A 22388-nucleotide genomic window follows, 5' to 3' on the forward strand; every position below is an offset into this window, starting at 1 on the left:
CTCATTGCCGGCACGCGCGTCCAGCCAGTTCACCGGATTCGGACGCGTGCCCGTTGCCGCGGGTCGGCCTGCGGCCGTCCAGACGCCCGCGAACGTCCGCCTCGGCACACACTCGCGCATGCCAGGGCATGGCGCTCGCCACGCAGGCTGCGTGAAGTAGCGCCTGTTACATCGGATCAAAACAATGCGTAGCGCGCCGCGAGCAGCAGCATGCGCGCGCGCGGCTTGCGCAGCGGTGCGCGCGGCGGCGCGAATCCGCGTGCCACCGCAGCTTCGAGAATCAGCCGGTAGGCGCCCGACATAATGCGCGGCGCACGCACCTGCACACGGGGCGATGCGTCCATTACCGCGTCGGCCTGCGCGAAATGCCGCTGCGCGCGCTCGACGAGCGTCGCGCATACGCGCGGCAACGCCGGGTCGCGCGCGATCGTGCGCGGATCGGGATCGGCAAGCGCGATTCCCTCGCGCGCGAGCAGCTCGCGCGGCAGATAGCAGCGGTTGATCGCCGCATCGTCGTCGATGTCGCGCAAGATGTTCGTCAGTTGCAGCGCGCGGCCAAGGTGGTGCGACAGCAGCCGGCCCGGCTCGTCCGGCATCCCGAAAATCCTCACCGATAGCCGCCCGGCCGCACTCGCGACGCGGTCGCAATACAAATCGAGCGTCGCGTCGTCCGGCGCGCAGATATCCTCGGCCGCGTCCATCGCCATCCCGTCGATCATCGCGTGAAAATCGTCGCGCCGCAGCCCGAATTTCTCGATCTCGCGCGTGAGCGGCACAAGCGACGCACGCGGGCGGCCCGCGTAGCAAGCGTCGATGTCGGCGCGCCAGCGCTCGAGCTGCGCCGCGCGCTCAGCGCGCGAGCCGCCTTCGTCGGCGATGTCGTCAACCGCGCGGCAAAACGCGTACACCTGGAACATCGCGTCACGCTGCCCGGCGGGCAGGATGCGCATCGCAAGATAGAAAGAGCTGCCCGATGTGACGGCAGCGGCGTCGGTTTCGGTATCGTCCACGACGGGATTGGAAACGGCCAAGACGAGCTCCGCTAAGGCGCCCTTGCGGGGCGATTGAAGAAGCCATGCCCGGCTGGGGATGGTAAATGCGTGCGAGATACGCGAACGATCGGCGCAGACAGGCACAAATTACCGGCGGGAAGCCGGAATTGGCCGAGAGTATAGCAATCTTTGACAGTCGATGCCGCCCGATTCGCCCGGCCGCGCAATCCGTTGTGCCCCGGTAAGATGCGCACACAGGCAAACGGCCGCGCTGGCCGCCGCCGATCAACATAATCACGAAACCTAGAGAGACTGCCTTGCCAATCGAACCGCACAACGCAGCGCCTGCTGCCACTCGCCACGCCGCGCCGGCATCCGAGCCGCCGGCTGCGCCATTCGTGCTCGTGCACGGCGCCTGGCATGGCGCATGGGCCTATTCACGCGTGATCCCCGCGCTGGCTGCCCACGGCCATGCGGCCATCGCCGGCGATTTGCCCGCGCACGGCGCCAATGCGCGCTTTCCCGCATCGTTCTTCAAGCGTCCGCTCGACGCGGCCGCGTTCGCGAGCGAGCCGTCGCCCGTCGCGAGCACGACGCTCGACGATTACGTCGACCATGTGCTGCACACCATCGATCAGGCCCGCGCGCTCGGTCATGAGCGGGTCGTGCTCGTCGGCCATAGCATGGGCGGCCTCGCGGTCACGCTGGCCGCCGAGCGCGCGCCGCAGAAAATCGCCAAGCTCGTTTACCTGGCGGCATTCATGCCCACGGCGGGCACGACAGCGCTCGACTACACGCGCGGGCCGGAAAATCGCGGCGAGATGCTCGGCGCGCTGATGATGGCCAGCCCGATAACAACCGGCGCGCTGCGGCTGGACCCGCACAGCGACGATCCGGCCTATCGTGCCGCCGCCAAGCGCGCGCTCTGCGACGACGCGGCCGACGCCGATTACACCGCGTTCGGCCGTCTACTGAGCTGCGACACTCCCGCCGCGCCGTTCGCGGCGCGCATCGAGACGACGTCCGGGCGCTGGGGCGCGATCGAGCGCCACTACATCCGGTGCCTGCGCGACCATACGTTGCTGCCGGCGTTGCAGCAGCGTTTCATCGACGAAGCAGACGCGCTCACACCCGACAACCGGACGCATGTGCACGCGCTCGACAGCAGTCATTCGCCGTTCATCTCGCAGCCGCAACGGCTCGCCGACCTGCTGGCCGACATCGCCCGAAGCTGACGCGGGCCGCCGGCGCCCGCCCGGCAACCGGTCACGTTCATTGATGGCGGGCGCTAGCTGAACGCGACCGAACAATTGCGCCCTTGCCGCTTCGCGCGGTAAAGCGCAGCGTCAGCCTGGTTGACGAGCGTTTCGTGCGTGAGGGTGCCGGGGCGCGCGGCCGCGCCGCCGACGCTCGCCGTCACCGGCACCCGCGCGCCCTCCGCATCGAACGGCGCGCTGCCGATCGCCTGCCGTATCTTTTCGGCAACGCTCATCGCCTCGTCGAGCGACGTGCAAGGCAGCAGCAGCGCGAATTCCTCGCCGCCGAAACGGCCAAACGTATCTTGTGATCGCACCACGTCCGCGACGCGGCGCGCCATCACGCGCAACACGTTGTCGCCAACGACGTGGCCGAAACGGTCGTTGATCGTCTTGAAGTGGTCGAGATCGAACAGCAGCACCGACAAATTGCCGCCATAACGCTGCCAGCGCGTGAACTCGTCGCTGAGCCGCGCTTCGAAGAAGCGCCGGTTCGCGATGCCGGTGAGCCCGTCGAGGTTCGCATATTCCTGCAGCTTCGCGACCGCCTCCTCCCGCTCGCGCTGCATCACGCTGACGTGCGTGACATCGGCGATCGTCACGCACACCGCCTCGACTTCGCGGCCGCGCGTGATCGGCACGAACGTGCAGTCCTGCTGCATGAAATCGACGCCGCCCGTGATCGGCCGGTCGTGATCGAAGCGAAACAGATACGGCCGCTGCTCCCACGAACTGAACGCGAAGCTGCCGAGCTGGAACACGCTTTCGAGCTTACGCGCGAGCCACGCGCGCGGCAGTTGGGGAAAGCAATCGAACAGGTTGCGCCCGATCACGTCGGCCGCCGCGACGCCGCTATGATCGTGCATGAACCGATTCCACATCAGCACGTTCATCGCACGGTCGAGCACGAAAATGCCAAAGCTGACTCGTTCGATGACAAGATCGCTCAGCGAAGGATGAGGGTTCATAAACTGGACAGCAGGGAATCGAGCGCGTCGCTCATCTGGTGGATCGAATCTTCCGCAAGCAGCATCACGAAGTGGGGGCGGAAGCTATCGTCGGCCACACCGAAATTCACCTCGAGCAGCAGCGTCTCGCGCCACGCGAGCACGTTGGGCGGGAACACGTCGTCGAACGTAACGTTCGTGCCGAGCAGCCCCGGCGGCGAAAATACGGGCGTGCGGCCCAGCTCGTCGAGAATCGCGGACACGCATGCGCCCATCAGCACGTTTGCCACATCGAACACGAACTCGGCCTGCGTGAGCGCTTCCCACGCGTCATCGTCGTAGGCGTCGAACAGCAGCGCCAAGCGTTCGACTTCCGAGCTGCGGCAAAGCATCAGCGCCTCGCCCTTGATATCCGAACGAAAGCCCTGGCGCACGGCGGTCACGTTATCGTCGATACCCGTCATGTCGCGCAGCACGCGGCAAACGTCGGCCGAGCGCACGACGCGCACGCGCGGCACCGAAAGCTCGATGAAAGTGCCGAAAAGCAGCGCGAGGCGCGCCGCCGCGCGCCCCATCGCAAGGTTGGCGATCTCCTGCAATGCGTCGCGCTGCTCCGCCGTCAACATCGTGTCAACCATACAACCCATACTCCTTGAGAATGGGCAGCAAAGCTTCCGGCGTGACAGGCTTCGCAACGAATGCCGCCGCGCCCAACTCGCGCACGCGCGCTTGCGCCTTCGGCTGGATATCGGCGGAAACGACAATCACGAACGTGTTCAGATCCTCATCGCGCAACGCCTCGAGCACCTGATAGCCGCTCATGTCGGGCATCGTCAAATCGAGAAACATCACCGACGCCTTGCCGTCGCGATACAGCGTCAGCGCCTCTTGGCCGTTCGACGCATAGGTCACGTCGACATCCCAGTCTGCCGGCAGCGCCTTGGTCAGCAGCTTGCGCGCAAGCAGAGAATCATCGGCGATCACAATCGGCAGAGGCATAGCAGTCGCGGCGGTAAGCGGAGTCGTCTGCCTCGCGTTAACGACGATTCGCCGCGCATCTTTAGGAAGAAGCGACAAGCGGTAATACGAGGCACGGGCCTCGCCCGGGCATCACGGGCGAATTCCGCATAGGGAGGTGATGCGGAATTCTCAGAGTAAACCCGGTGCGTTGCAACTCGCCGTTTTTTCCGGTCAGAACAGAATTGATTAACTCGAATTCGAATCCGGGAATAGCTCGAATTGTTTTCGCGATAACCACGCAAATTATTCCTTTGCTTACGTTTGCGCTTTTGGATTCGTCGCTGTTTGCGGCGTCGCGCACAATCGTCGAAAAAAACACCATCGCGCATGCCGCGCCGGGGTCCCGAGGGCGTGCGCGAGTCGTTTATGATGCCGATCAAGCTCTTTCGCAATCGATCGATCATGACGCCCGAACGGCCCGACGCCTCCCGACCAACTCCGCCCGACGCAGATTGGGAGGATGACGCGTCGTTCGCCGCCGCACCCGAGCAGGATTTCGCGATGCGGCGCATTACGCTGATCGTGATGCTTGTTGCCGCAATCGTGCTGCCATGCATTTATGTTGCGGTCATGGCGTACAACGATCTGCGCACGCGCGAAGCAACCGCGCGCGACGTGACAATGCGCACCGCACGCGTCGCCGAAGAGCACGCGCTGAAGGTGTTCGATCTGTCGGAGACGCTCGATGCGCGCATCGTCGATCTCGTTCAGGATCTCGGCGACAACACGATTCGCACTGCCGAAGCCGATATTCACGATGCGCTTAATACGATCGGCGGCGGCTATCCGCAGGTCGCGTCGGTGTCGATCTTCGGCGCGAGCGGGATGCTGCTCGCGAACAGCCTCTATTACCCGGCGCCTTATGCATCGATCGCGAATCGCGACGATTTCGTCGGCATCCGCGACGGCAAGGTGACGGAGCACATCTCGCGGGTAATGCCGGGGCCGGCCAGGGCGCCAAACTCCGGGCCCGTGTTCAATACCGGCGTCGCGCGCCGCCATAGCAACGGGACGTTCGCGGGCATGGTGTCGATCGCGTTGAAAGCGTCATATTTCGTCGCGTTCTATCGCGATCTGCTGGGCGGCGCGAATACGCCGATGACGATGTCGCTCACGCGCAGCAACGATGAAGTGCTCGTGTCCTACCCGCCCGCGCCGCACGGCGCGGCAGCCGGCGGCGGGGCAAGCAACGGCCCCGGCCATGCGACGGCCGGCGGCGATTCCGCCGCGCAGCCCGGCAATGTCCGCAACGAGCACCGAGCCGGCGTCATGCGCGTGAAGCGCGACGGCGACAGCGAGATCGTCGCGTATCGGCAAGTCGGCGGCTATCCGGTATTCGTGTCGTGCGCGTACCGGACGTCCGCGATCCGCCGAGCCTGGTATGAATACTTGAGCGTGCTTTTCATTTCGATGTTCGCGCCGTCCGCCGCGCTATGGAGCGTGATCTGGCTGTCGCTCAAACGGCTGCGGGCGGAAGAGCAGGCGTGGGAGCGCTGGCAGGCCGAAGCGTCGATGCGGCGCTCGATCGAATCGGCGTATCGGCAATCGCGCAAGATGGAGGCGCTCGGCAATCTCGTCGGCAGCGTCGCGCACGATTTCAACAACCTGCTGATGATCATTTCGAGCAACACGCAGATCGTCCGGCGGCGCGGCGTTCAGCATCTCGACACGGAGCTGGCCGCAATCGAGCGCGCGCTGAAGAACGGGCAGTCGCTCACGCGGCAGTTGCTCGGCGTCGCGCGCAAGCAGCCGCTGCGCAACGAGACCATCGATGTCGCGCAGTGGCTCGCGTCGTGCCGCGAATTGCTGAAGACATCGCTCGGCTCGAAATCGTCGCTCGTCGTCGATACGCAGCCGGATCTGTGGCCGGTACGGATCGACGTCGCGGAACTCGAACTCGCGATGATCAACCTCTCCGTCAATGCGCGCGACGCCATGCCGCAGGGCGGCTGCTTTACGATCCGCGCGCACAACATCACCTTTCGCCGCGAGGACGGCTTTCCGCTAACAGGCGACTTCGTGCAGATCTCGGTGGAGGATACCGGGCGCGGCATGCCGCCCGACGTGCTGGCGCGCGCGTTCGAGCCGCTTTTCACGACCAAGGCAAACGGAATGGGCACCGGGCTCGGCCTGCCGCAGGTATTCGCGTTCTGCGAACGCTCGGGCGGCCTGGCGACGATCGACAGCAAAGTAGGCGCCGGCACGTCGGTTCGCCTTTATCTGCCGCGCACCGCGGCAGCCGCCGCAAAGGCGGCGAATACGGACGGCGGCGCGGGCAACAGCATCAATGCGGGCGCGAGCGGGTGCGCGGCCCATGCGGCCGGCAATCAGGCAAAGACGTCCGCTGGACTGAGAATTCTGCTCGTCGAGGACAACGGCGAAGTCGCGGCGGGCACCGAAGCGCTGCTCGAACTGCTCGGCCACCAGATCACGCACGCATCGAACGCGGACGATGCGCTACGGATGCTGAATCAAACGGACGCGAATCCTTCGGCACCTCGCGCGTTCGATCTCGTGATCTCCGATATCCATATGCCGGGTACGCTGAACGGCCTCGACCTCGCCGAAGCCATCGAACGCGCCGACACGAAGCTGCCGGTCATCCTGATTACCGGCTATGCGAAGGAATTCGACCGGACCCGCCATGTCAACGCGCGCTTGCTGTCAAAGCCGTTCGATATCGCGCTCCTCGACGGCATGCTTCAGACGATCCAGCAAGAGCGCGACGCACGGCCTGCCGCTCAAGCGAGCGATTGAGCGGCAAGCGGCAGTGGTGGTTTTCGCGGTGACAAGCGCGGTTTGCCGGCCCGTGCGTGCGCCGTCAGGTCAAATCGATTTTGCGTGCAGGCGCACCCAGCCCGCGTAGCGGTCGACGAAACCTTGCAGGAATTTACGCGTATCGTCATTGACGATATTGCCCTGCGCATCGATTCGCGACGGATCATGCCGGATGAACATCTCGGGTTGGCCGAGCGTGGGCGCATCGAAATAGGCGAGCACGTTGCGCAGATGCTGCTGCGACAGCGCGGTGCCCGTCGCGCCGGGCGACGTGCCGAGCACGGCGGCCGGCTTGCCGGCCCATGAATTGCTGCCCCACGGGCGCGAGCCCCAATCGAGCGCGTTCTTCAGCACGCCGGGAATCGAGCGGTTGTACTCGGGCGTGACGAACAACAAGCCCTGCGCCGCTTCGATCGATTGTTTGAAGCGTTTCGCAACTTCGGGAAAATCCGCATCGTAATCCTGACTGTACAACGGCAGTTCGCCGATCTCGACCGACTCGAACGACAGGTCGGCCGGCGCGAGCGACATCACGGCTTTCGCGAGCGCGCGGTTTGACGATTCGCGCCGCAGGCTGCCGACGATCACTGCAATACGATAAGTCATCAGAATCTCCTTCCGTTCAGTTGAGAATCGTTAGTATTACTTGTCGGTCGCGTAATAAACGGCCTTTTTGTTGGCAAACCCACTTTTGCCCCGACACGTCGGGGCTTCACAGTGGATTTCCACAAAGTTTTCCACAGAAAATGTGGATAACTTGATTGGTATATCGGCTGGTTACATTTATGTCAGATAAACATTAGTCATGAATTCGTCTCACGCCGGCATCGTTCGTAGCGCATATGATGTCGGGCACGATGCGCGAAACCGCATCAACGCGCGCGGATACTGCGAAACGCCAAGTCTTGCCGACCGCCGCTTCGCGGTGCAGCCGCATTGGAAGAATTATCACGCGTTCACGCTTCGCGCGGGCGAGCGCGCGTGAAATCGACAGGAAACCCTTTCATGGAGCACACGCGCACGGCGTATGACGATCCCGCGTACCTTGCCCAATTGCGTCGTGATTTGTTGCGCTTCGCGCGTCTGCAACTGCGTGATGCCGATGCCGCCGAAGACGCGGTCCAAGAGGCGCTGGCCGCAGCGTGGGCGCAGTCCGAGCATTTCGACGGGCAAGCGAGCCACAAAACCTGGGTGTTCGGCATCCTGCGCTACAAGCTGATCGATACGATGCGTGCGCGGCGACGGACCATCAACGCGTCGGCGCTGGACAGCGAACTCGACGGCGAAGCGCTACTTGAACGCGAGCTATTCTCGGACAATGGGCACTGGGCCGCGCATGCGAAGCCTCGCCCATGGCCGAAGCCGGAAACAGTCCTCCAGCAGCGACAATTCTGGATGCTGTTCGAGGCATGCCTCGATCACCTGCCCGAGCAGATCGGCCGTGTTTTCATGATGCGAGAATTTCTCGACTTCGATATCGACGACATTTGCACGGAACTCGAATTGAAGGCGAATCACTGCAGCGTACTGCTGTATCGTGCGCGGACTCGGCTGCGAATATGTCTCACCGAAAAAGGCTTGACGACGGAAGATGCTACTGGGGAAATGTAAGGACATCACACGGCTTTTATCTGATCAACTCGATCGGCCGCTGTCGCTCGACGAACGGCTCCGCGTGCAGGTCCATCTACCGACTTGCAGCGGTTGCCGCAATTACCGCCTGCAGATTCGCCTACTGCGGAATGCTGCGCGCATCGCGAGTGGAAAGGCAGAGGAGCGCAGCGAATGAGCGTAACGGCATGCACATTTCCATTTTGATGCCGTTTTGAAATTTTATTTTTAAAAATTACTCGAACAACACTTTGATGGCCTCTGGTGGACGGCCAATGGCTGCGTTGCCGTTATAAACAACGATCGGACGCTGAAGCAGGATGGGATGCGCGGCGATTGCTTCATACATTTGCTCATCCGACACACCGCGCACGTCCAGCTTGAGATCTTTGTACGGTGTCTCGTTATCGCGCAACATATCGCTAACCGGGCGGCCGAGTTGCTGATGCAACATCTTCAACTGTGAAGCAGTCAACGGCTGTTTTAGATATTCGACGACTTGGATCTCTTCTCCAACTGGCTTAAGCGACTCAAGAAGTACCAAAGTTTCGCGAGATTTGGAGCAACGGGGATTATGATAGATCGTAATCATTGAATTCGAAGGTAAGGGGGATGGATCGATGGTCCGATTATTGTAGCGGCCTAGCATAGCGATTATCACTAGCGCGCCTGGTGGTTCGAAATTTTTAGGGAGGCATGTCGCTCGATAGCCAGCCTGCGCCGCAGTGGGTTTATGCGCATAAAGGAGCGGCGGGGGGTTTGCATAACTTCCAGACCCCATCGGCATGAGGCCATTGACACCCTGCATCTGCCCGCCCGACTATTTCTTCAATTTCGCCCTCGCTGGCAAGAGTCCTCTCGGCCATCACCGCTGCTTTATGCGCATAAATCGCCCCTAGCCAAACGACCAACGCGTCGCCCATCAACAACAAATTCATTGAAATATAAAATCTCTCCGGTAGAATTCTTACAATCAAAAATAGGAGTGAAAATTGGCGGCGGAAATCATTGCAGTCACTCAACAAAAGGGCGGCGTAGGCAAGAGCACCATTGCGATGCATCTGGGCGCCGCATTCCATGAGAAAGGTCGGCGCGTACTAGTAATCGACGCGGACGGTCAAAACACTCTCGTTCATTGGTCTAGCGCATCAGCGGACAGCGAAACCGGTATTCCATTTCCCGTCGTCAACCTCGCCGAGGCCGGCGGCCAAATCCATCGCGAAATCAAGAAGTTCATCAACGATTACGACATCATCGTCGTCGACTGCCCGCCGTCAATCACTGAAAAAGTATCGGGTGTCGTACTGCTCGCAGCGACGATCGCCGTCATTCCCACGTCGTCATCGCCTGCGGATTATTGGTCGAGCGTCGGTCTCGTTAAGCTGATCCAGCAAGCTCAGGTGATGAACGAGGATCTACGAGCGGTATTTCTGCTCAACAAGACCGAGGAAAAGCGCATGCTTACACGCGAATTGAAGCGTGCGCTGGAAGAACTCGGCTTTCCGCTCCTCAAAACACAAATTCCTACGCGAGAGGCCTACAAGCAGGCAATGGCACTTGGCCAGACTGTCCTGCAAATGAACGACCGCGGCGCCAAGCTCGCGGCGGCGGAAATTCGCGCATGCGCCGATGAAATCGTCGCCATGCTGCCCTGACTTTATGCGCATAAAGGATCCTGAATGAAACCTTCCCAATTCGCCAAAGGCTTCCAGGCGCGTCCCGACACGTCGACCAGCGAAAAACGCACGGCGCTTGACCGGCTCAACGCCATCGACGGTATTGTCAAATCCGACGCAACACCCTCAACCGCACCGGCCGGCAAGTCCCCGAAGAAAAACATTCCCGTCACGATCGTCGAGACCCCGCCAATCGATGATCATCCGGACGAATCCAGCCAATATCGCACGTGGCGAATCGAGAACCGCTATCAGCCTGGGCAAGTCATCGAACTACCACTGAAGGCGATCAAGCCCAGCCCGTTCAACCCGCGACACTTCTACCTGAAGTCGTCGATTGCCGAGCTGGCGGTCAACTTGGCCAAACAGGGGCAACAGCAGGCGATTCACGTAATCCCGGATTACGACAATCCTGGCACCTATTTCGTCAGTGACGGTGGACGCCGGGTTCGCGCGTTGAAAGAAGCGAATAAGGAATCGGTGAAGGCAATCGTTATCGATTTGCCCATCGGCCTTCAGAGTTACAAGCTTGGCTATGACCTGAATGTCCAGCGTGATTCGCAGACCGTCTTCGATAACGCGGTGGTCTGGAAGCGCTTTCTCGAGGAAAAATATTTTCAAAGCCAGAAAGAACTCGCCGAGCACCTCGGGCTCGACGAATCCACGGTTGCGGTAGCGCTATCGATAGGCAAACTGCCGGAAGCAGTAATGCAGGAAATGGTTTCCCGCCCTGATCGCTTCGGCTCAAATATGGCCTACCAAGTAGGTCGCTATCATGCGGCGCGCGGTACCGACGCGACATTGCGTCTTATCAACAAGATTCTTTCCGATGACCTCAGCACTCGCCAAGTCGCCGATATCGTGAAGGGCAGAGCGACTGCGCAGGAAAATCCCAAACCGGCGAGCAGGCAGCGTTATGCGCAACGCCATGAAATCAAGCTCGATGGCGTGTCGGTGGGCGATCTGAAATCGTATGGCGACGACCGCTTGGAACTCCGCTTGCGTGGTCTGACGAAGGAAAAGCGCGACGAAATTCTGCTGCAGCTTGAGCGGATGTTGCTGCCAAATTGATCGAGAAATTGAGTCAAACAATACGAAGGGGCCCAGAACCTGAACCGCGCCAAAGATTGAGCTGTCTGCCAATCTTTGGGGTGCAATTCAAGAACCGGGCCCCTTTTTGATGCGACGAAATCAATCCGAGTGTGGCCGAATCACATCATTGATCAAGGTGCGCGAGATTGGCTGAGCGTGAACGACAGTAAATCGCCGTCCGTCGGCTCACCCCAGGTTTTCTGAGCCAGCCAATCGAAAAACGCGGTTTCGACAAGTTTCGAGTCCAATCCCCGCCGCCGCCAATCGTCGCGCAGATGCGAGCCCAATGCAGGCAACACATCGGCTTCGAACGACGCTCGCGCAACCTCCCGTTCCGCCTCACCTTGCTCTTCGTAAAGCTGCTTCGCTTCCTTACGGCGATACGCGTCATATTCGCTGCGCAAGCGCGCTTTCGGATCATCCGCCAGCCCGGCAGCCGCCGTACCGCCGGCTTTACCGGCGCCCGTGCCAGTACTGTTCGGCAACGACTCCACCGTATCGACGGGCGGCGCATAACCTTTCTTCAATGCATCCTTGAAAAGCGCGGCCCCGCTGCGCACCGGCGGCAATGTCGTGCTGCGCATCCGCTGTTCGGTCAGTTGCAACGCGGCGCGGATGCGATTTTCCTCGCTATCCGCATACAGCGTTTGCGCTTCCTTCAACGGAATGCCAATCTTCACCATCCGGTCCACGAGCGTGCTGTCAAAAACGTTCGGATGTTCGTCAAGCGCAAGCATCGGCTGCTTGCGCTCCGACACGCGGAACTGGATCTCGGCGACCCGCCGTCCCTCGCGGTGCTCGACCAACTCGACGAAGATGTTAGTAACCGCATTGACCTCGGCAATCGCCGGGCGTAAATAATCACGCTTGAAGTACTTGTACTCGCGCTTCGCCTCGTCACCGGCTTCGGTATCAGGCGTACCCGACAAGATCGGCCGCCACCACTCCCAAGGCTCGCGCATTGTCAGGTGGCTCGGATTAGTCAAATAGCGCACGCAGATTTCGTACAACGCGAGCCCAGCACTGCTTCGCAACTGGCTCTGAAATTGCAAACTCAGCCGCGCGTACTGAACCGGATCGAGCAGTTTCTTTTTGATCTTCGGCGCAAACGAAAACTCCACCCATACGCGGCGCGTAGTCGGATCTTCCAGAATTTCCGCATCGGCAATCAGCGTCGAAATCCCCCATTTGCGGCCAGGCTTCTGGCTCGACGTGCCGGTACTCCATTCGACTTGCACCGACACCATCCGCCGCAAGTGTTCCTTGACGAGCGCCGTATCGTTGGAGTCGAAAGCCGAATTCGCGACGATATCCGACAACAGCGCGCGATAAGTGTCGCCGGAATCGTCCGCTTGCTGGGCAACGGCGAGCAGCACGTTGAACAACTTGCGGGTTAGGAGGGTAATCTTGCCGCTCTTGGGCTGAATGGCGATTGCCTCGACGGCCTTGCGCAATTCGGCTGAGCTGGCGCTCACCACATCTACATCGGTTTTCTTGGCGCGCTTCGTAGCCATGCGTCAGGGCGGAGGAGAAATTTCCCGAAAGAATAGCGCCTGTGGTGATGCGAGTCCAGAACGGCATGCTCACCGTATCCGGTGAAGCCCACCGATTCATCACAACTCACCCGATTGCAATCCCGTAAAGGCTCACCGGTCCAAAATCCGGCGATCTCCAACTCACCTTTATGTGTCGCGGAAAATGCGGATAACGACAGTTTCCCGGCTCGCGCGGACTGTGGCCGAACCACTCCCGTAACGTCTCACCTCAAATCCTGTCGCAAAATTGCGACGGCGATGTTCCCGCAAATACTCGGCAAACCCCTGCTCCCAACTCCGTCACGGACAAGCACCCGAATACGCGGGCAGATGATTGGACGCCGGCAGAACAAGCACTCGCCCGCTCAAGCCCTTCATATGACCATAGCCAGCCAGCGCAAGCTGCACAAACGGCTAGCGTGAGCATCATCGCCAAATTCGATTCACCATCCCGACCAGCAACGGAAGGCCGTAAGGGTGCGATGGGCCTGGCTAAACCTTTTCAGCGCCCCTTGTCAGGCACCGCGGGAGACTCACGCCGCGAACAACGTGAGCAGCCCATGCCGCGCGCTTCTCACCGTTAATGTACTTGCCGCCCCATTTGCTCAGCCCCGCCAACGCGACATCGGCTAACGTGAACACATCCATATGGTTCCACCTCACCTGCGATTCGACCATTCGGCAACGTTTAGCCGCCGGCCACGCGGAATCGAACCTCAAATTCGCGTCGCTAGCGTCCTGGACGCTTCGCATCCAGGCTGCCATTCAATTTCAAGTCCCGAAAAAGCTCACCATCCGCTATCTGTGTTCGTACAGTTACTCGTTGCCGCAGAACCGGCACACGGGCGATTGCCGGCAATTAACTCCCGAAAACGTTCACCTTTGACAAAATCGGGCTCGCGTCTTTAAAGCCCGGTGTATTCCCGAAAAAGCTCACCACTCTCGCAGCGCACCTAAAAAACCTAATGAACTCTAGGACTTAAGTGCCGCTTTTGAAGCAGCGATCGAACCGTACCTGCTCCCGAATTTCCTCACCTGACAGAAGGCGCTCCATCGATGTTATCCGAATGCCACCCCCGAAAATTCTCACCTTTAATGAAAATCACACGTCGCAGAGCTGTCTCGTCGTCAGTATCCACGGGCCTTTTCGGGCAAGTGGATGCTCACTTTTCCCGAAAACTCTCACCTTTGGCAAATTTCCACAGAATTTTGTTTCCCGTAAAATCTCACCTAAAGCGTAGGCACTCACTGACGACACACTCCCGAAAAACTTCACCTTCGCACTGAACTGCCTCCCCAAGCCACTATCGAGTTCCCGAAAAACCTCACCTCACCGAGATTGAAGCCTCAAAACCCCGTCAAATCGGCGTCCTTTCCTGGAAATGCTCACGCGTGACCAGGCTGGAATCCCGAGAATACTCACCTATCGGTCAAAACTGCTTAAAAGAAGGGCAGAATCAGTACCGCAGATGTATCCCGTAGCGCCTCACCTGTGCATATCCCACAGCAGACGGATCATTTCAGGCCCTGTGTGGCTTCGCCGCTATCAGCCCCCCCGAAAAACCTCACCTTTGCTGAATTTGCCGGCGGAACGCGGTCCTGAACCCGCTCACGATCTTTCCCGCATCGGCTCACGCTGGTCCCTGAACCCCATCACGTCGATTCCCGCAAGATGTCACCTTGACTCCCGTAAAGCTTCACCTTATCGGCCGGAAACCCTTGCTGCATAAGGCTTTGGGGTGGCGTTAACGTTTTTAACAAGGGTTTCAAGGGTGTTTACTTCTAATACTCTCAAGATTCCCCCGTCGAGTTCTCCACAGAAACCTCACTCACTCTTCAGAGAGATCGTCGAGATCTCCTCTTTTCGAGATGTGAAACAATTTGCACCATTCGGCCCTTATCGAATAACCTTTTATAAACATAAGGTTAATGGCGATTCTTCGTTTTGTTTCACGGATTTGGAAGATTCAGGCAGCGAAAACCCAGTTCAATCTGCTCAAAAGCTGACTCAAGTAGCAAACAAACGACAGCCCATCAAAAATGTATCAAATAGAACGTGTTTTGTTATTATTGATACGAACCATCCTCTTCCACCGGCCATCATGCTCGATCAGATCCGACAAACTATTCGTGACGAACTCGATACGATGCGAACAGCTGGGGCACGTCGTCAGGAATTGTCGCTACATGCATGCAAGCGATTGTTTTTCGATCTTGGCATTCGTCCGTCCGCCGCTAACGTACGCGATTTGACCCAAACCGGCAGTGCCAGCGATATCCCAAAGGACATCGATCATTTTTGGGAACGCATCCGAGCCGCATCGAAAATCCGGCTCGAGGGCGCGGCTATACCCAAACCCGTGGAGGAAAAGGCTGCCGCCCTGTTGGGAGCGCTATATGAAGAAGCGCTGAAGCAAGCCCGGCATAGCTTCGAGATCGAACACCAACAGGCAAGCAATGAGATAACCGCGGTTGAGCAAAAATATCGCGACGCGCTGATTCGCCAGGAGTCACTCGAAGCCGCGCTCTCTCGTAGCGACGCTCGCGCCGATCATTTGCAAAACAAGTTGACTGAGATTGAGATCAAGCTCGCGTCCGCGTCGACGGAAGAAGCCACGCGCCGGGATTCATCGCAGGATCTGATCCGTCGGCTCGAAAACGAAAACGCGCTACTGAGCCGCCGCATCGAATCCGAGCAGGCGCAAAATGCTGCGCTACGCGAGCGGATTGACGCGCTCCATACGGAATTGCGCGAAAATACCGAGCACTATGCAAGGCAAATCAAAGATGCGGTCGCGGAAGCCGAGCGTCGCGTGAAGCCGATGCTGGTCGAATTGGATTCGTTGCGTAGCATGGCGTCGACTTATCAACAAGGGCTGCGGGACGTCAATCGCAAGGAATTCGATTTCCTACAGCAACTCAGCGCGGCCAAAGCTCGGGCGGATCGGCTCGACGAACAATTGCGCGAACAAAGTGACGATCTGGCCGAGGCAATCAAAGAAGTGGAGATTTTGCGGGCAAGCCAAGGAATAACGCCTGAACTTGCCGCGCTGATCCAGCGCTTAGCCGACGCCGGCCAGCTCGATACCGCTGCATTCGATGCGATCGGCACGTCGCTTGATCAGCATGTGACGCTTCCTGCCCGTTGTCCGAAATGCGGCCATGGCGAACCTGAACTGTCGCACAGCACGGACGGGTATGAATTATTTTGCCCCGATTGTGAGCACACGTCCGACGCTCAACCGTCGCGCTTTGCTGCCGCGACTCATTTTTTCCGCTCGCGATGAATGGTGCGGCCGGGCAACTTCAAAGGTGAGAATATTCGGGAGTAAAAAGGTGAGCGTTTTCGGGGGCAAAAAAAGGTGGTTTCAAGCGCGGCGCGGCGCGATGGCAGTTTCATCAGCAGAAGGTTTCGCGCCGGGTAATGCGTGAACGAGGTTTTCTTGCCAGTTTTTCCACGCACGATGCAGCCGATTTGCCGAAATCGGTTGGGCGAACCCCAACCATTGACCGACCTTTTCCGGCTCGACGCCATTTTCGAACAATTCGGCCGCGAATGTATTGCGCAACGTCTGAGGGCTTGCTCGCGCTTCGCGCGACGACGCAATGTCGGCGGCCTCGATAATTGCATCGACGGCGCGCAGCATCGTCGCCTTGTGCATTGGCCGACCGGATAGCGAGGCAGGGAAAACCAAATCGCCTGGGATCTCGCAGCGTTGGCGTTCGGCAAGCCACGCGCCAAATAACGCGATCGCGAACGAGGCAAGATGGGTATCGCGGGTGAATTCCGGCTGAGCGGCTGGAACCGTCAGCATGGTCGATTCCAGATTTACGCAACTAATCGTAATAGAGCGGGCTTCACCGGTTTTCAGCCCCGCACCGAGGAATGCTGCAACGAGCGCGCGATCGCGACGTTCTTTCCAGAGCGTTGCACCGATCGACGGCAATGGAGAAAACAAATAGGCGAGCAACGCGGCACGTTCGGCCGGCGTCAAAAAACTAGTGGGTTCGTTGTCGCGCGCGCGGCGCCAAGTTGCTTCGCCATCCTGAGCAATGAAGCGAGCGGGATTGGTCGAGCCGAGTTCGCTTTTGCGCACATGATCGAGTACGCGCTCGATCAGCCGTAAATAGCGCACCCGCTGCGTTTTCTTGATTGGCAACTCGCCGACGAAGTGCGAGATCGTTTCGGTATCGACCGTGGCAAGTGTTTTCTGCCGTTTCGCGAGCCAGCCGAGGAACGCTCCCCATTGTGCGCGATAGACCTCGGCCGACGAGTGACGGAATTGCTGACTGGCAAGCCATGCGTCAAAGGCCGTGTCCGGATGATGGAGCCAGTCTGACGTGCCGCGATCGAACAGATCGTTTTGGATATCGGGCATTGAGGGAATATGGGTCACGGGCGGCGACATGTGATTGATTCCGTTAGTTGCATTAATCTTGGCTTGTCGCGATAGCTCAATGAAGAATCGGCCGCGTTGGCTCTAGTCGCCCCAGGCTCGTGTCATGCGCACCGGCCGGGCCGGCGGGCGCGCGTCGCCGTGGGCATGCGCCGCGGCCTCGTAGGCTGCCACGGCGAACGAGAACACCGCGGGCAGCGCGTTTGATTGCCCAAAGTCGACGAGATCGTCGGTTTCGGGAAAATGCATGTCTGCCGGGCGTTCGAACAAACAGCGCACGATCGGATCGTGCCGGCTGGCAAAGCCGAGATCGGCGAGCGCTTCGGCCTCGACCGCATGCAGGAGCCGCCACGTCAGCGGAACATGCTGACGGATATAGCGATCGGCAATGTGGCGGACAATTGTCTCGATATCGTGCGCCGCAGCCTTGAAGCTGAGCGCGGCCAAATCATGTTCGGTCATCGCGGGCTCCTGATTTGCGTATACTGTACGAATATACAGTATTTTGTGCAACTAGCTAAACAGACAGGTCAATTGATTACGCGCTGTGCTGCCGGTGGATCACGACGAGGAGCGCTTTGGCTTCGCTCTTGCCGGCATTGCGGATTGCATGAGGCCCGTCGGCCGGATAGCGGGCGGTATCGCCGGCCTTGAGGCGCCGTGTGCCGCCTGCCGCGTCAACTTCGAGCGTCCCGTGCAGCACGGTTAGATGCTCGCGCGTGCCCGGTTCGTGCGGATTCGATGCGAGCGTGCCATTGGCCGGCAGCGTGAGTTCGTACCATTCGAATTTGCCTGCGAGTTCGATCGGCCCCCAAACGCGCAGCAAATAATGGGCTTCGTGGCCGGCGAGGGTCGGAATGTCGTGTGGGCTATCGACGCGAATCGTTTCGGGCGTTTTCGGCTGCGCAAACAATTCGTCGAGACTGATGCCAAGCGCGTTCGTGAGCCTCCATGCAACGGCGATCGTCGGATTCGCCTTGTCGCGCTCGATCTCCGACAGCATCGACTTCGATACACCCGCCGCGCGTGACAGATCGTCGAGCGTCAGCTTGCGTTCGTTGCGCAGCCGCTGGATATGTTCGCCGACGCGCGGCGGCGTTGCAGGCGCGGATGTGGCGCGGCGTGTGCCGGAAGAGCTTGCCATTTGAATTCCGTTCGCTTAGAGTTGTTCGATATTCCGAATTTTAGTTCGAAATATAAGAAAAATACGCTAAACCCAACAGCCGACTATAACAGCAGCAGGCCGCTTCACCGCCGCCGCGAGTGCGGGCGAGCGCCGGATCATGGGCCCCCGCGGGCATGCGCCGGGGCCACCAAGCACGGTGGCGGCGTTCGACGCGGCGGTCAACTGGGATGCGGGAGCGATTCATTTCAGGAGCTATGCGATGCGTGATGCTTATCTTGCCCATCTGCGCCAGACGATCGATCAGATTCGCGCGGACGGTTTCTACAAGACCGAACGCGAGATCGCGAGCCCACAGGCCGCCGATATCCGGCTCGCCGATGGCCAGCAGGTGCTGAATTTTTGTGCGAACAACTATCTGGGCCTCGCGGACGATTCGCGGCTGATCGCCGCCGCGCAAGCGGCGCTGGAGCGGGATGGGTTCGGCATGGCGTCGGTGCGTTTCATTTGCGGGACACAGACCGTGCATAAGCAACTGGAAGCCGCGTTGTCCGCGTTCCTGAAGACCGACGACGCGATTCTCTATTCGAGCTGTTTCGACGCGAACGGCGGCCTGTTCGAAACGCTGCTTGGTGAAGAGGATGCAATCATCAGCGACGAGCTGAACCACGCGAGCATCATCGACGGAGTCCGGCTGTCGAAGGCCAAGCGCTTTCGTTACAAGAATAACGATCTCGCCGATCTCGAAACGAAGCTGCGCGAGGCCGACGCCGCGGGCGCGCGCTTCAAGCTGATCGCCACCGATGGCGTGTTCTCGATGGACGGCATCATCGCGAACCTGAAAGGCATTTGCGATCTGGCCGATCGTTACGGTGCGCTCGTGATGGTCGACGATTCGCATGCGGTCGGCTTTATCGGCGAGCATGGACGCGGCACGCCCGAGCATTGCGGCGTTGAAGGGCGGATCGACATCGTGACGGGTACGCTCGGCAAGGCGCTGGGCGGCGCATCGGGCGGCTATGTCGCCGCGCGGCGTGAAGTCGTCGAACTGCTCAGGCAGCGTTCGCGCCCGTATCTGTTCTCGAACACGCTCGCGCCGAGCATTGCGTCGGCGTCGCTGCGCGTGCTCGAACTGCTGGCGAGCGACGAAGGCGCGAAACGGCGCGAGCGCGTTCGTGCGAACGGCGCGCGCTTTCGCGAGAAAATGGGCGCGGCAGGCTTCACGCTCGTGCCGGGCGAGCATCCGATCATTCCGGTGATGCTAGGCGACGCTCAAGTGGCCACGAAGATGGCCGATGCGCTGCTTGCCGAAGGTGTGTATGTGATCGGCTTCTCGTATCCGGTCGTGCCGCGCGGGCGCGCGCGCATCCGCACGCAGATGAGCGCCGCGCACACGCAGGAGCAGATCGATCGCGCGGTTGACGCGTTCGTGCGCGTCGGCAAGACGCTCGGCGTGGTGTAAGGAGATGCCGATGAAAGCGCTTGTCAAACTGAATCCCGCGCCGGGCCTGACGCTTACGCGCGTGAAGAAACCCGAGGTCGGCCACAACGACGTGCTCATCAAGATTCGCCGCACCGCGATCTGCGGCACCGACGTCCACATCTGGAAGTGGGACGAATGGGCGCGCAAGACGATTCCCGTGCCAATGCATGTCGGGCATGAATATGTTGGCGAGATCGTCGAGATGGGCCAGGAGGTGCGCGGCTTCGAAATCGGCGATCGCGTGTCGGGCGAAGGCCACATTACCTGCGGATTCTGCCGGAACTGCCGCGCGGGGCGCCGGCATTTATGCCGCAATACGGTGGGCGTGGGCGTGAACCGCGAAGGGGCGTTCGCCGAGTATTTGGCGATACCCGCATTCAACGCGTTCAAGATTCCGGCAGAGATCTCCGATGATCTCGCCGCGATTTTCGATCCGTTCGGCAACGCCGCGCATACCGCGCTGTCGTTCAACCTCGTCGGCGAGGACGTCTTGATCACCGGTGCGGGGCCGATCGGTGTGATGGCGGTGGCGATCGCCAAGCATGTCGGCGCGCGCAACGTCGTGATCACCGACGTCAACGATTACCGGCTGGAGCTTGCGCGCAAGATGGGCGCGACACGCGCGGTGAACGTGTCGCGCGAATCGCTGCGCGACGTGATGGCCGATCTGCGAATGACCGAGGGCTTTGATATCGGGCTCGAGATGTCGGGTGCGCCGAGCGCGTTCACGAGCTTGCTCGATGCGATGAATCATGGCGGTAAGGTCGCGCTGCTCGGTATTCCTCCCGCGCAGACCGCGATCGATTGGAATCAAGTGATTTTCAAGGGGCTCGAAATCAAGGGCATTTACGGCCGCGAGATGTTCGAGACTTGGTACAAGATGGTCGCGATGCTGCAAAGCGGGCTTGACCTGTCGCCGATTCTCACGCACCGCTTTCCGGTCGATGAGTTCGAAAAGGGTTTCGCGGCGATGATCTCGGGTGAAAGCGGTAAGGTGATTCTCGACTGGACGCAGTGACGAAGCATCTACGGTGCGCTTCCGACGCACTGGCCCGTCGCTCGGCGCGAACGAACCGTGCATTGCATCGGCCGCGCTTGCCGGCGCGTTGAACGCGTGATCTGCACTGGAGGCAGCAAGTGCTTGCGGATCGAGCGGCAGCGCAGAGCGAACGATCGCCAACGACGTTCAATAGCAGCCTGACGACATACACCGTCGCCCGGTTGCTATTGAGTGCGCGGCATCAATGCGCGTGGCGCGATAGATCCATCGTTCGACATTTCAGCCGTGTTTCACGATTTCGTTACAGCGTAACGGCTGCCAATTCGATCGAAAGAACTCAAAGGTGAGAATAAACGGGATATCAAAATTTCAACGCCGTGCGAGCAGACGGTGTTGACTCGTTCGTCATCGCGCATCGTCGAGCAGATGCGGATTCAATTCGATATGCAGAATCACGAGCCAACGTTTCGGGCAGCCGGCCGGCACGGTATGCGCGGCTCCGGCGCGCGGTGCTTGGCGCTTCAGCCGGCCGCTCGCCAGCGCATCGCGATATGCGCGTTGTGCGTCGGCTTGCAGCCAGAAGCTGACGAGTGCGCAACTGACGAAGTTGAATCCGAGCAACACGGCCGGATCGGCGTCGTATCCGATGGCGCGCACGGTGCCGGCAAACGCGGCGCTCAGCGCCTGGCTCACCGCGATCGTGACGAAAACGATTTTCGCCATCCCGCGCGCGCGCATCGCAGCCTTCGCGAGCGTGGGCGTTGGCGTATCGCGTCGGTCCGATGCGAGTGAGCGGCCGTGCTTGCGCAAGCCGTTGTTGCGTTTCATGCGGCGTGCCGCAGCGGTGTCAGCGCGAGCGGAAATTCGCGTGCGCTACGCGCGAACAACGGCGAAATCGCGGTCGGCTTGCAGAGGATTGCGCTATCGTAGCCTTTGCCCGCGAAATGCATGACATCGACCACACGGAATCCCTGGCTCGTGTAGAAATCGATGAGGTGCGCAGCCGGTTGCGGTGTGTCGAGCGCAACACGCGTATAGCCGCGCGCCGCGGCCCAGTGTGCGGCGCAGGTGAGCATCGCGCGCCCGATGCCGCGCCCTTGCCAGATTGGATCGACGCCGAACTGGCGCAGCGTCGCGACGCCGCAACGGCGATAAAGCTCGCAATCGGACAGTACGTCGCGCGTGTGCAGCGTCATCGTCGCGATCAAATGGCCGTTGCAGACGGCGACGTAGCATTCGCCGGCAAGCGCCCGTTGCCGTGTGACCGCGGCGGGCTGGTCGACGCATACGCAGTTGAGCCCCATCTGGCCGAGCCGCGCGAACGCGCGATGCAAAAGCGCGGTCAGCTCGTCATATGAATCGTATGCCGGATTGAAACGCCTTAGCACGACTCGTCCATCCATACGCTTTGCACAGGCGATATGCAAAGGCCGTTCGGTAATTGCCCGTTGCTGCATGATGCCTCCGTAACCTCGATG

General features: G+C 60.1%; 21 protein-coding genes and 1 pseudogene. 10 read left to right on the top strand and 12 right to left on the bottom strand.

Annotated features, from left to right (window positions below; translation table 11 throughout):
* Positions 1–176: 176 nt before the first annotated feature.
* Positions 177–1031 (bottom strand): presqualene diphosphate synthase HpnD, encoded by an 855-nt coding sequence (gene hpnD / locus WS68_RS13055; protein ID WP_059571205.1) that lies wholly within the window; start codon positions 1029–1031, stop codon positions 177–179.
* Positions 1032–1315: 284 nt separating this feature from the next.
* On the opposite strand from hpnD, the gene WS68_RS13060 reads away from it, so the two are divergent.
* Positions 1316–2227 (top strand): alpha/beta fold hydrolase, encoded by a 912-nt coding sequence (locus WS68_RS13060; RefSeq protein ID WP_442857165.1) that lies wholly within the window; start codon positions 1316–1318, stop codon positions 2225–2227.
* Positions 2228–2280: 53 nt separating this feature from the next.
* Here WS68_RS13060 and WS68_RS13065 read toward each other — a convergent pair whose 3' ends face one another.
* From WS68_RS13065 to WS68_RS13075, 3 genes are read right to left on the bottom strand one after another with little or no spacing between them, the layout of a single operon-like run.
* Entirely contained in the window at positions 2281–3216 is a 936-nt protein-coding gene (locus WS68_RS13065) for a GGDEF domain-containing protein (protein ID WP_059571207.1), read from the bottom strand.
* Positions 3213–3833 carry a chemotaxis protein CheC gene (locus WS68_RS13070; RefSeq protein ID WP_059571208.1) on the bottom strand — a complete coding sequence of 207 codons (621 nt, stop codon included), beginning with the start codon at positions 3831–3833 and terminating at the stop codon, positions 3213–3215. Before WS68_RS13070 ends, WS68_RS13065 begins: the two co-directional genes overlap by 4 nt.
* Entirely contained in the window at positions 3826–4194 is a 369-nt protein-coding gene (locus WS68_RS13075; protein ID WP_059571209.1) for a response regulator, read from the bottom strand. The genes WS68_RS13070 and WS68_RS13075 overlap by 8 nt, the downstream gene beginning before the upstream one ends.
* A gap of 1257 nt (positions 4195–5451) precedes the next feature.
* Between WS68_RS13075 and WS68_RS29605 the strand changes: the two are divergent.
* Positions 5452–6972: pseudogene (locus WS68_RS29605) on the top strand (ATP-binding protein); the annotation flags it as partial.
* Between the two features lie 69 nt (positions 6973–7041).
* Here WS68_RS29605 and WS68_RS13085 read toward each other — a convergent pair.
* A complete protein-coding gene (locus tag WS68_RS13085) occupies positions 7042–7599 on the bottom strand; it encodes an NADPH-dependent FMN reductase (RefSeq protein ID WP_059571210.1) in 558 nt (185 codons plus the stop codon).
* A gap of 199 nt (positions 7600–7798) precedes the next feature.
* Here WS68_RS13085 and WS68_RS13090 point away from each other — a divergent pair, with 199 nt between their 5' ends.
* From WS68_RS13090 to WS68_RS26180, 3 genes are read left to right on the top strand one after another with little or no spacing between them, the layout of a single operon-like run.
* A complete protein-coding gene (locus WS68_RS13090) occupies positions 7799–7978 on the top strand; it encodes a hypothetical protein (protein ID WP_059571211.1) in 180 nt (59 codons plus the stop codon).
* A 20-nt stretch (positions 7979–7998) separates the two neighbouring features.
* Positions 7999–8604: an RNA polymerase factor sigma-70 gene (locus tag WS68_RS13095; protein ID WP_059571212.1), complete on the top strand. Its 606-nt coding sequence runs from the start codon at positions 7999–8001 to the stop codon at positions 8602–8604.
* Complete coding sequence (locus WS68_RS26180; RefSeq protein ID WP_082710011.1) at positions 8585–8782, top strand: zf-HC2 domain-containing protein; 198 nt, start codon at positions 8585–8587, stop codon at positions 8780–8782. Before WS68_RS13095 ends, WS68_RS26180 begins: the two co-directional genes overlap by 20 nt.
* 57 nt (positions 8783–8839) lie before the next feature.
* Here WS68_RS26180 and arsC read toward each other — a convergent pair whose 3' ends face one another.
* On the bottom strand, positions 8840–9196 hold the full coding sequence (gene arsC, locus WS68_RS13100) for an arsenate reductase (glutaredoxin) (RefSeq protein ID WP_059571213.1): 357 nt from the start codon (positions 9194–9196) through the stop codon (positions 8840–8842).
* A gap of 400 nt (positions 9197–9596) precedes the next feature.
* Here arsC and parA point away from each other — a divergent pair, with 400 nt between their 5' ends.
* Complete coding sequence (parA, locus tag WS68_RS13105) at positions 9597–10259, top strand: ParA family partition ATPase (protein WP_059515629.1); 663 nt, start codon at positions 9597–9599, stop codon at positions 10257–10259.
* Between the two features lie 24 nt (positions 10260–10283).
* Complete coding sequence (locus WS68_RS13110) at positions 10284–11351, top strand: ParB/RepB/Spo0J family partition protein (RefSeq protein WP_059571214.1); 1068 nt, start codon at positions 10284–10286, stop codon at positions 11349–11351.
* A gap of 152 nt (positions 11352–11503) precedes the next feature.
* Here WS68_RS13110 and WS68_RS13115 read toward each other — a convergent pair whose 3' ends face one another.
* The gene (locus WS68_RS13115; RefSeq protein WP_059571215.1) at positions 11504–12886 is read right to left on the bottom strand and encodes a replication initiation protein; all 1383 of its coding nucleotides are present in this window, start codon (positions 12884–12886) and stop codon (positions 11504–11506) included.
* A 2120-nt stretch (positions 12887–15006) separates the two neighbouring features.
* On the opposite strand from WS68_RS13115, the gene WS68_RS13125 reads away from it, so the two are divergent.
* Positions 15007–16194 (top strand): DNA-binding protein, encoded by a 1188-nt coding sequence (locus tag WS68_RS13125; protein ID WP_059571259.1) that lies wholly within the window; start codon positions 15007–15009, stop codon positions 16192–16194.
* Positions 16195–16275: 81 nt separating this feature from the next.
* On the opposite strand, the gene WS68_RS13130 is transcribed toward WS68_RS13125, so the two are convergent.
* From WS68_RS13130 to WS68_RS13140, 3 genes are all read right to left on the bottom strand, one after another.
* On the bottom strand, positions 16276–17316 hold the full coding sequence (locus WS68_RS13130) for a tyrosine-type recombinase/integrase (RefSeq protein WP_059571217.1): 1041 nt from the start codon (positions 17314–17316) through the stop codon (positions 16276–16278).
* 72 nt (positions 17317–17388) lie between these two features.
* A complete protein-coding gene (locus WS68_RS13135) occupies positions 17389–17766 on the bottom strand; it encodes a DUF2471 family protein (protein WP_059571218.1) in 378 nt (125 codons plus the stop codon).
* Between the two features lie 76 nt (positions 17767–17842).
* Complete coding sequence (locus WS68_RS13140) at positions 17843–18448, bottom strand: helix-turn-helix domain-containing protein (protein WP_059571219.1); 606 nt, start codon at positions 18446–18448, stop codon at positions 17843–17845.
* A gap of 241 nt (positions 18449–18689) precedes the next feature.
* Between WS68_RS13140 and WS68_RS13145 the strand changes: the two genes are divergently transcribed.
* Together WS68_RS13145 and tdh are read left to right on the top strand one after the other, a co-directional pair.
* Positions 18690–19889, top strand: coding sequence for a glycine C-acetyltransferase (locus WS68_RS13145; protein WP_059571260.1), 1200 nt, complete (start codon positions 18690–18692; stop codon positions 19887–19889).
* Between the two features lie 10 nt (positions 19890–19899).
* Complete coding sequence (tdh, locus tag WS68_RS13150) at positions 19900–20928, top strand: L-threonine 3-dehydrogenase (RefSeq protein WP_059571261.1); 1029 nt, start codon at positions 19900–19902, stop codon at positions 20926–20928.
* 387 nt (positions 20929–21315) lie between these two features.
* Here tdh and WS68_RS13155 read toward each other — a convergent pair whose 3' ends face one another.
* The gene (locus WS68_RS13155; RefSeq protein WP_059571220.1) at positions 21316–21738 is read right to left on the bottom strand and encodes a hypothetical protein; all 423 of its coding nucleotides are present in this window, start codon (positions 21736–21738) and stop codon (positions 21316–21318) included.
* On the bottom strand, positions 21735–22313 hold the full coding sequence (locus tag WS68_RS13160) for a GNAT family N-acetyltransferase (protein WP_059571221.1): 579 nt from the start codon (positions 22311–22313) through the stop codon (positions 21735–21737). Before WS68_RS13160 ends, WS68_RS13155 begins: the two co-directional genes overlap by 4 nt.
* Positions 22314–22388: the final 75 nt, after the last annotated feature.

This window comes from Burkholderia sp. TSV86, from assembly GCF_001522865.1.
Taxonomy (GTDB): Bacteria; Pseudomonadota; Gammaproteobacteria; order Burkholderiales; family Burkholderiaceae; genus Burkholderia.

Excerpts from the sequence above, each read along its gene's own strand:
- WS68_RS13155 (WP_059571220.1), bottom strand. The coding sequence starts at position 21,738 with ATGAAACGCAACAACGGCTTGCGCAAGCACGGCCGCTCACTCGCATCG.
- arsC (WP_059571213.1), bottom strand. The coding sequence starts at position 9,196 with ATGATTACGATCTATCATAATCCCCGTTGCTCCAAATCTCGCGAAACT.
- WS68_RS13140 (WP_059571219.1), bottom strand. The coding sequence starts at position 18,448 with ATGGCAAGCTCTTCCGGCACACGCCGCGCCACATCCGCGCCTGCAACG.
- WS68_RS26180 (WP_082710011.1), top strand. The coding sequence starts at position 8,585 with ATGCTACTGGGGAAATGTAAGGACATCACACGGCTTTTATCTGATCAA.
- WS68_RS13090 (WP_059571211.1), top strand. The coding sequence starts at position 7,799 with ATGAATTCGTCTCACGCCGGCATCGTTCGTAGCGCATATGATGTCGGG.
- WS68_RS13075 (WP_059571209.1), bottom strand. The coding sequence starts at position 4,194 with ATGCCTCTGCCGATTGTGATCGCCGATGATTCTCTGCTTGCGCGCAAG.
- WS68_RS13065 (WP_059571207.1), bottom strand. The coding sequence starts at position 3,216 with ATGAACCCTCATCCTTCGCTGAGCGATCTTGTCATCGAACGAGTCAGC.
- WS68_RS13110 (WP_059571214.1), top strand. The coding sequence starts at position 10,284 with ATGAAACCTTCCCAATTCGCCAAAGGCTTCCAGGCGCGTCCCGACACG.
- tdh (WP_059571261.1), top strand. The coding sequence starts at position 19,900 with ATGAAAGCGCTTGTCAAACTGAATCCCGCGCCGGGCCTGACGCTTACG.
- WS68_RS13135 (WP_059571218.1), bottom strand. The coding sequence starts at position 17,766 with ATGACCGAACATGATTTGGCCGCGCTCAGCTTCAAGGCTGCGGCGCAC.
- WS68_RS13130 (WP_059571217.1), bottom strand. The coding sequence starts at position 17,316 with ATGTCGCCGCCCGTGACCCATATTCCCTCAATGCCCGATATCCAAAAC.
- WS68_RS13070 (WP_059571208.1), bottom strand. The coding sequence starts at position 3,833 with ATGGTTGACACGATGTTGACGGCGGAGCAGCGCGACGCATTGCAGGAG.
- WS68_RS13115 (WP_059571215.1), bottom strand. The coding sequence starts at position 12,886 with ATGGCTACGAAGCGCGCCAAGAAAACCGATGTAGATGTGGTGAGCGCC.
- WS68_RS13085 (WP_059571210.1), bottom strand. The coding sequence starts at position 7,599 with ATGACTTATCGTATTGCAGTGATCGTCGGCAGCCTGCGGCGCGAATCG.
- WS68_RS13160 (WP_059571221.1), bottom strand. The coding sequence starts at position 22,313 with ATGGATGGACGAGTCGTGCTAAGGCGTTTCAATCCGGCATACGATTCA.
- WS68_RS13145 (WP_059571260.1), top strand. The coding sequence starts at position 18,690 with ATGCGTGATGCTTATCTTGCCCATCTGCGCCAGACGATCGATCAGATT.
- WS68_RS13095 (WP_059571212.1), top strand. The coding sequence starts at position 7,999 with ATGGAGCACACGCGCACGGCGTATGACGATCCCGCGTACCTTGCCCAA.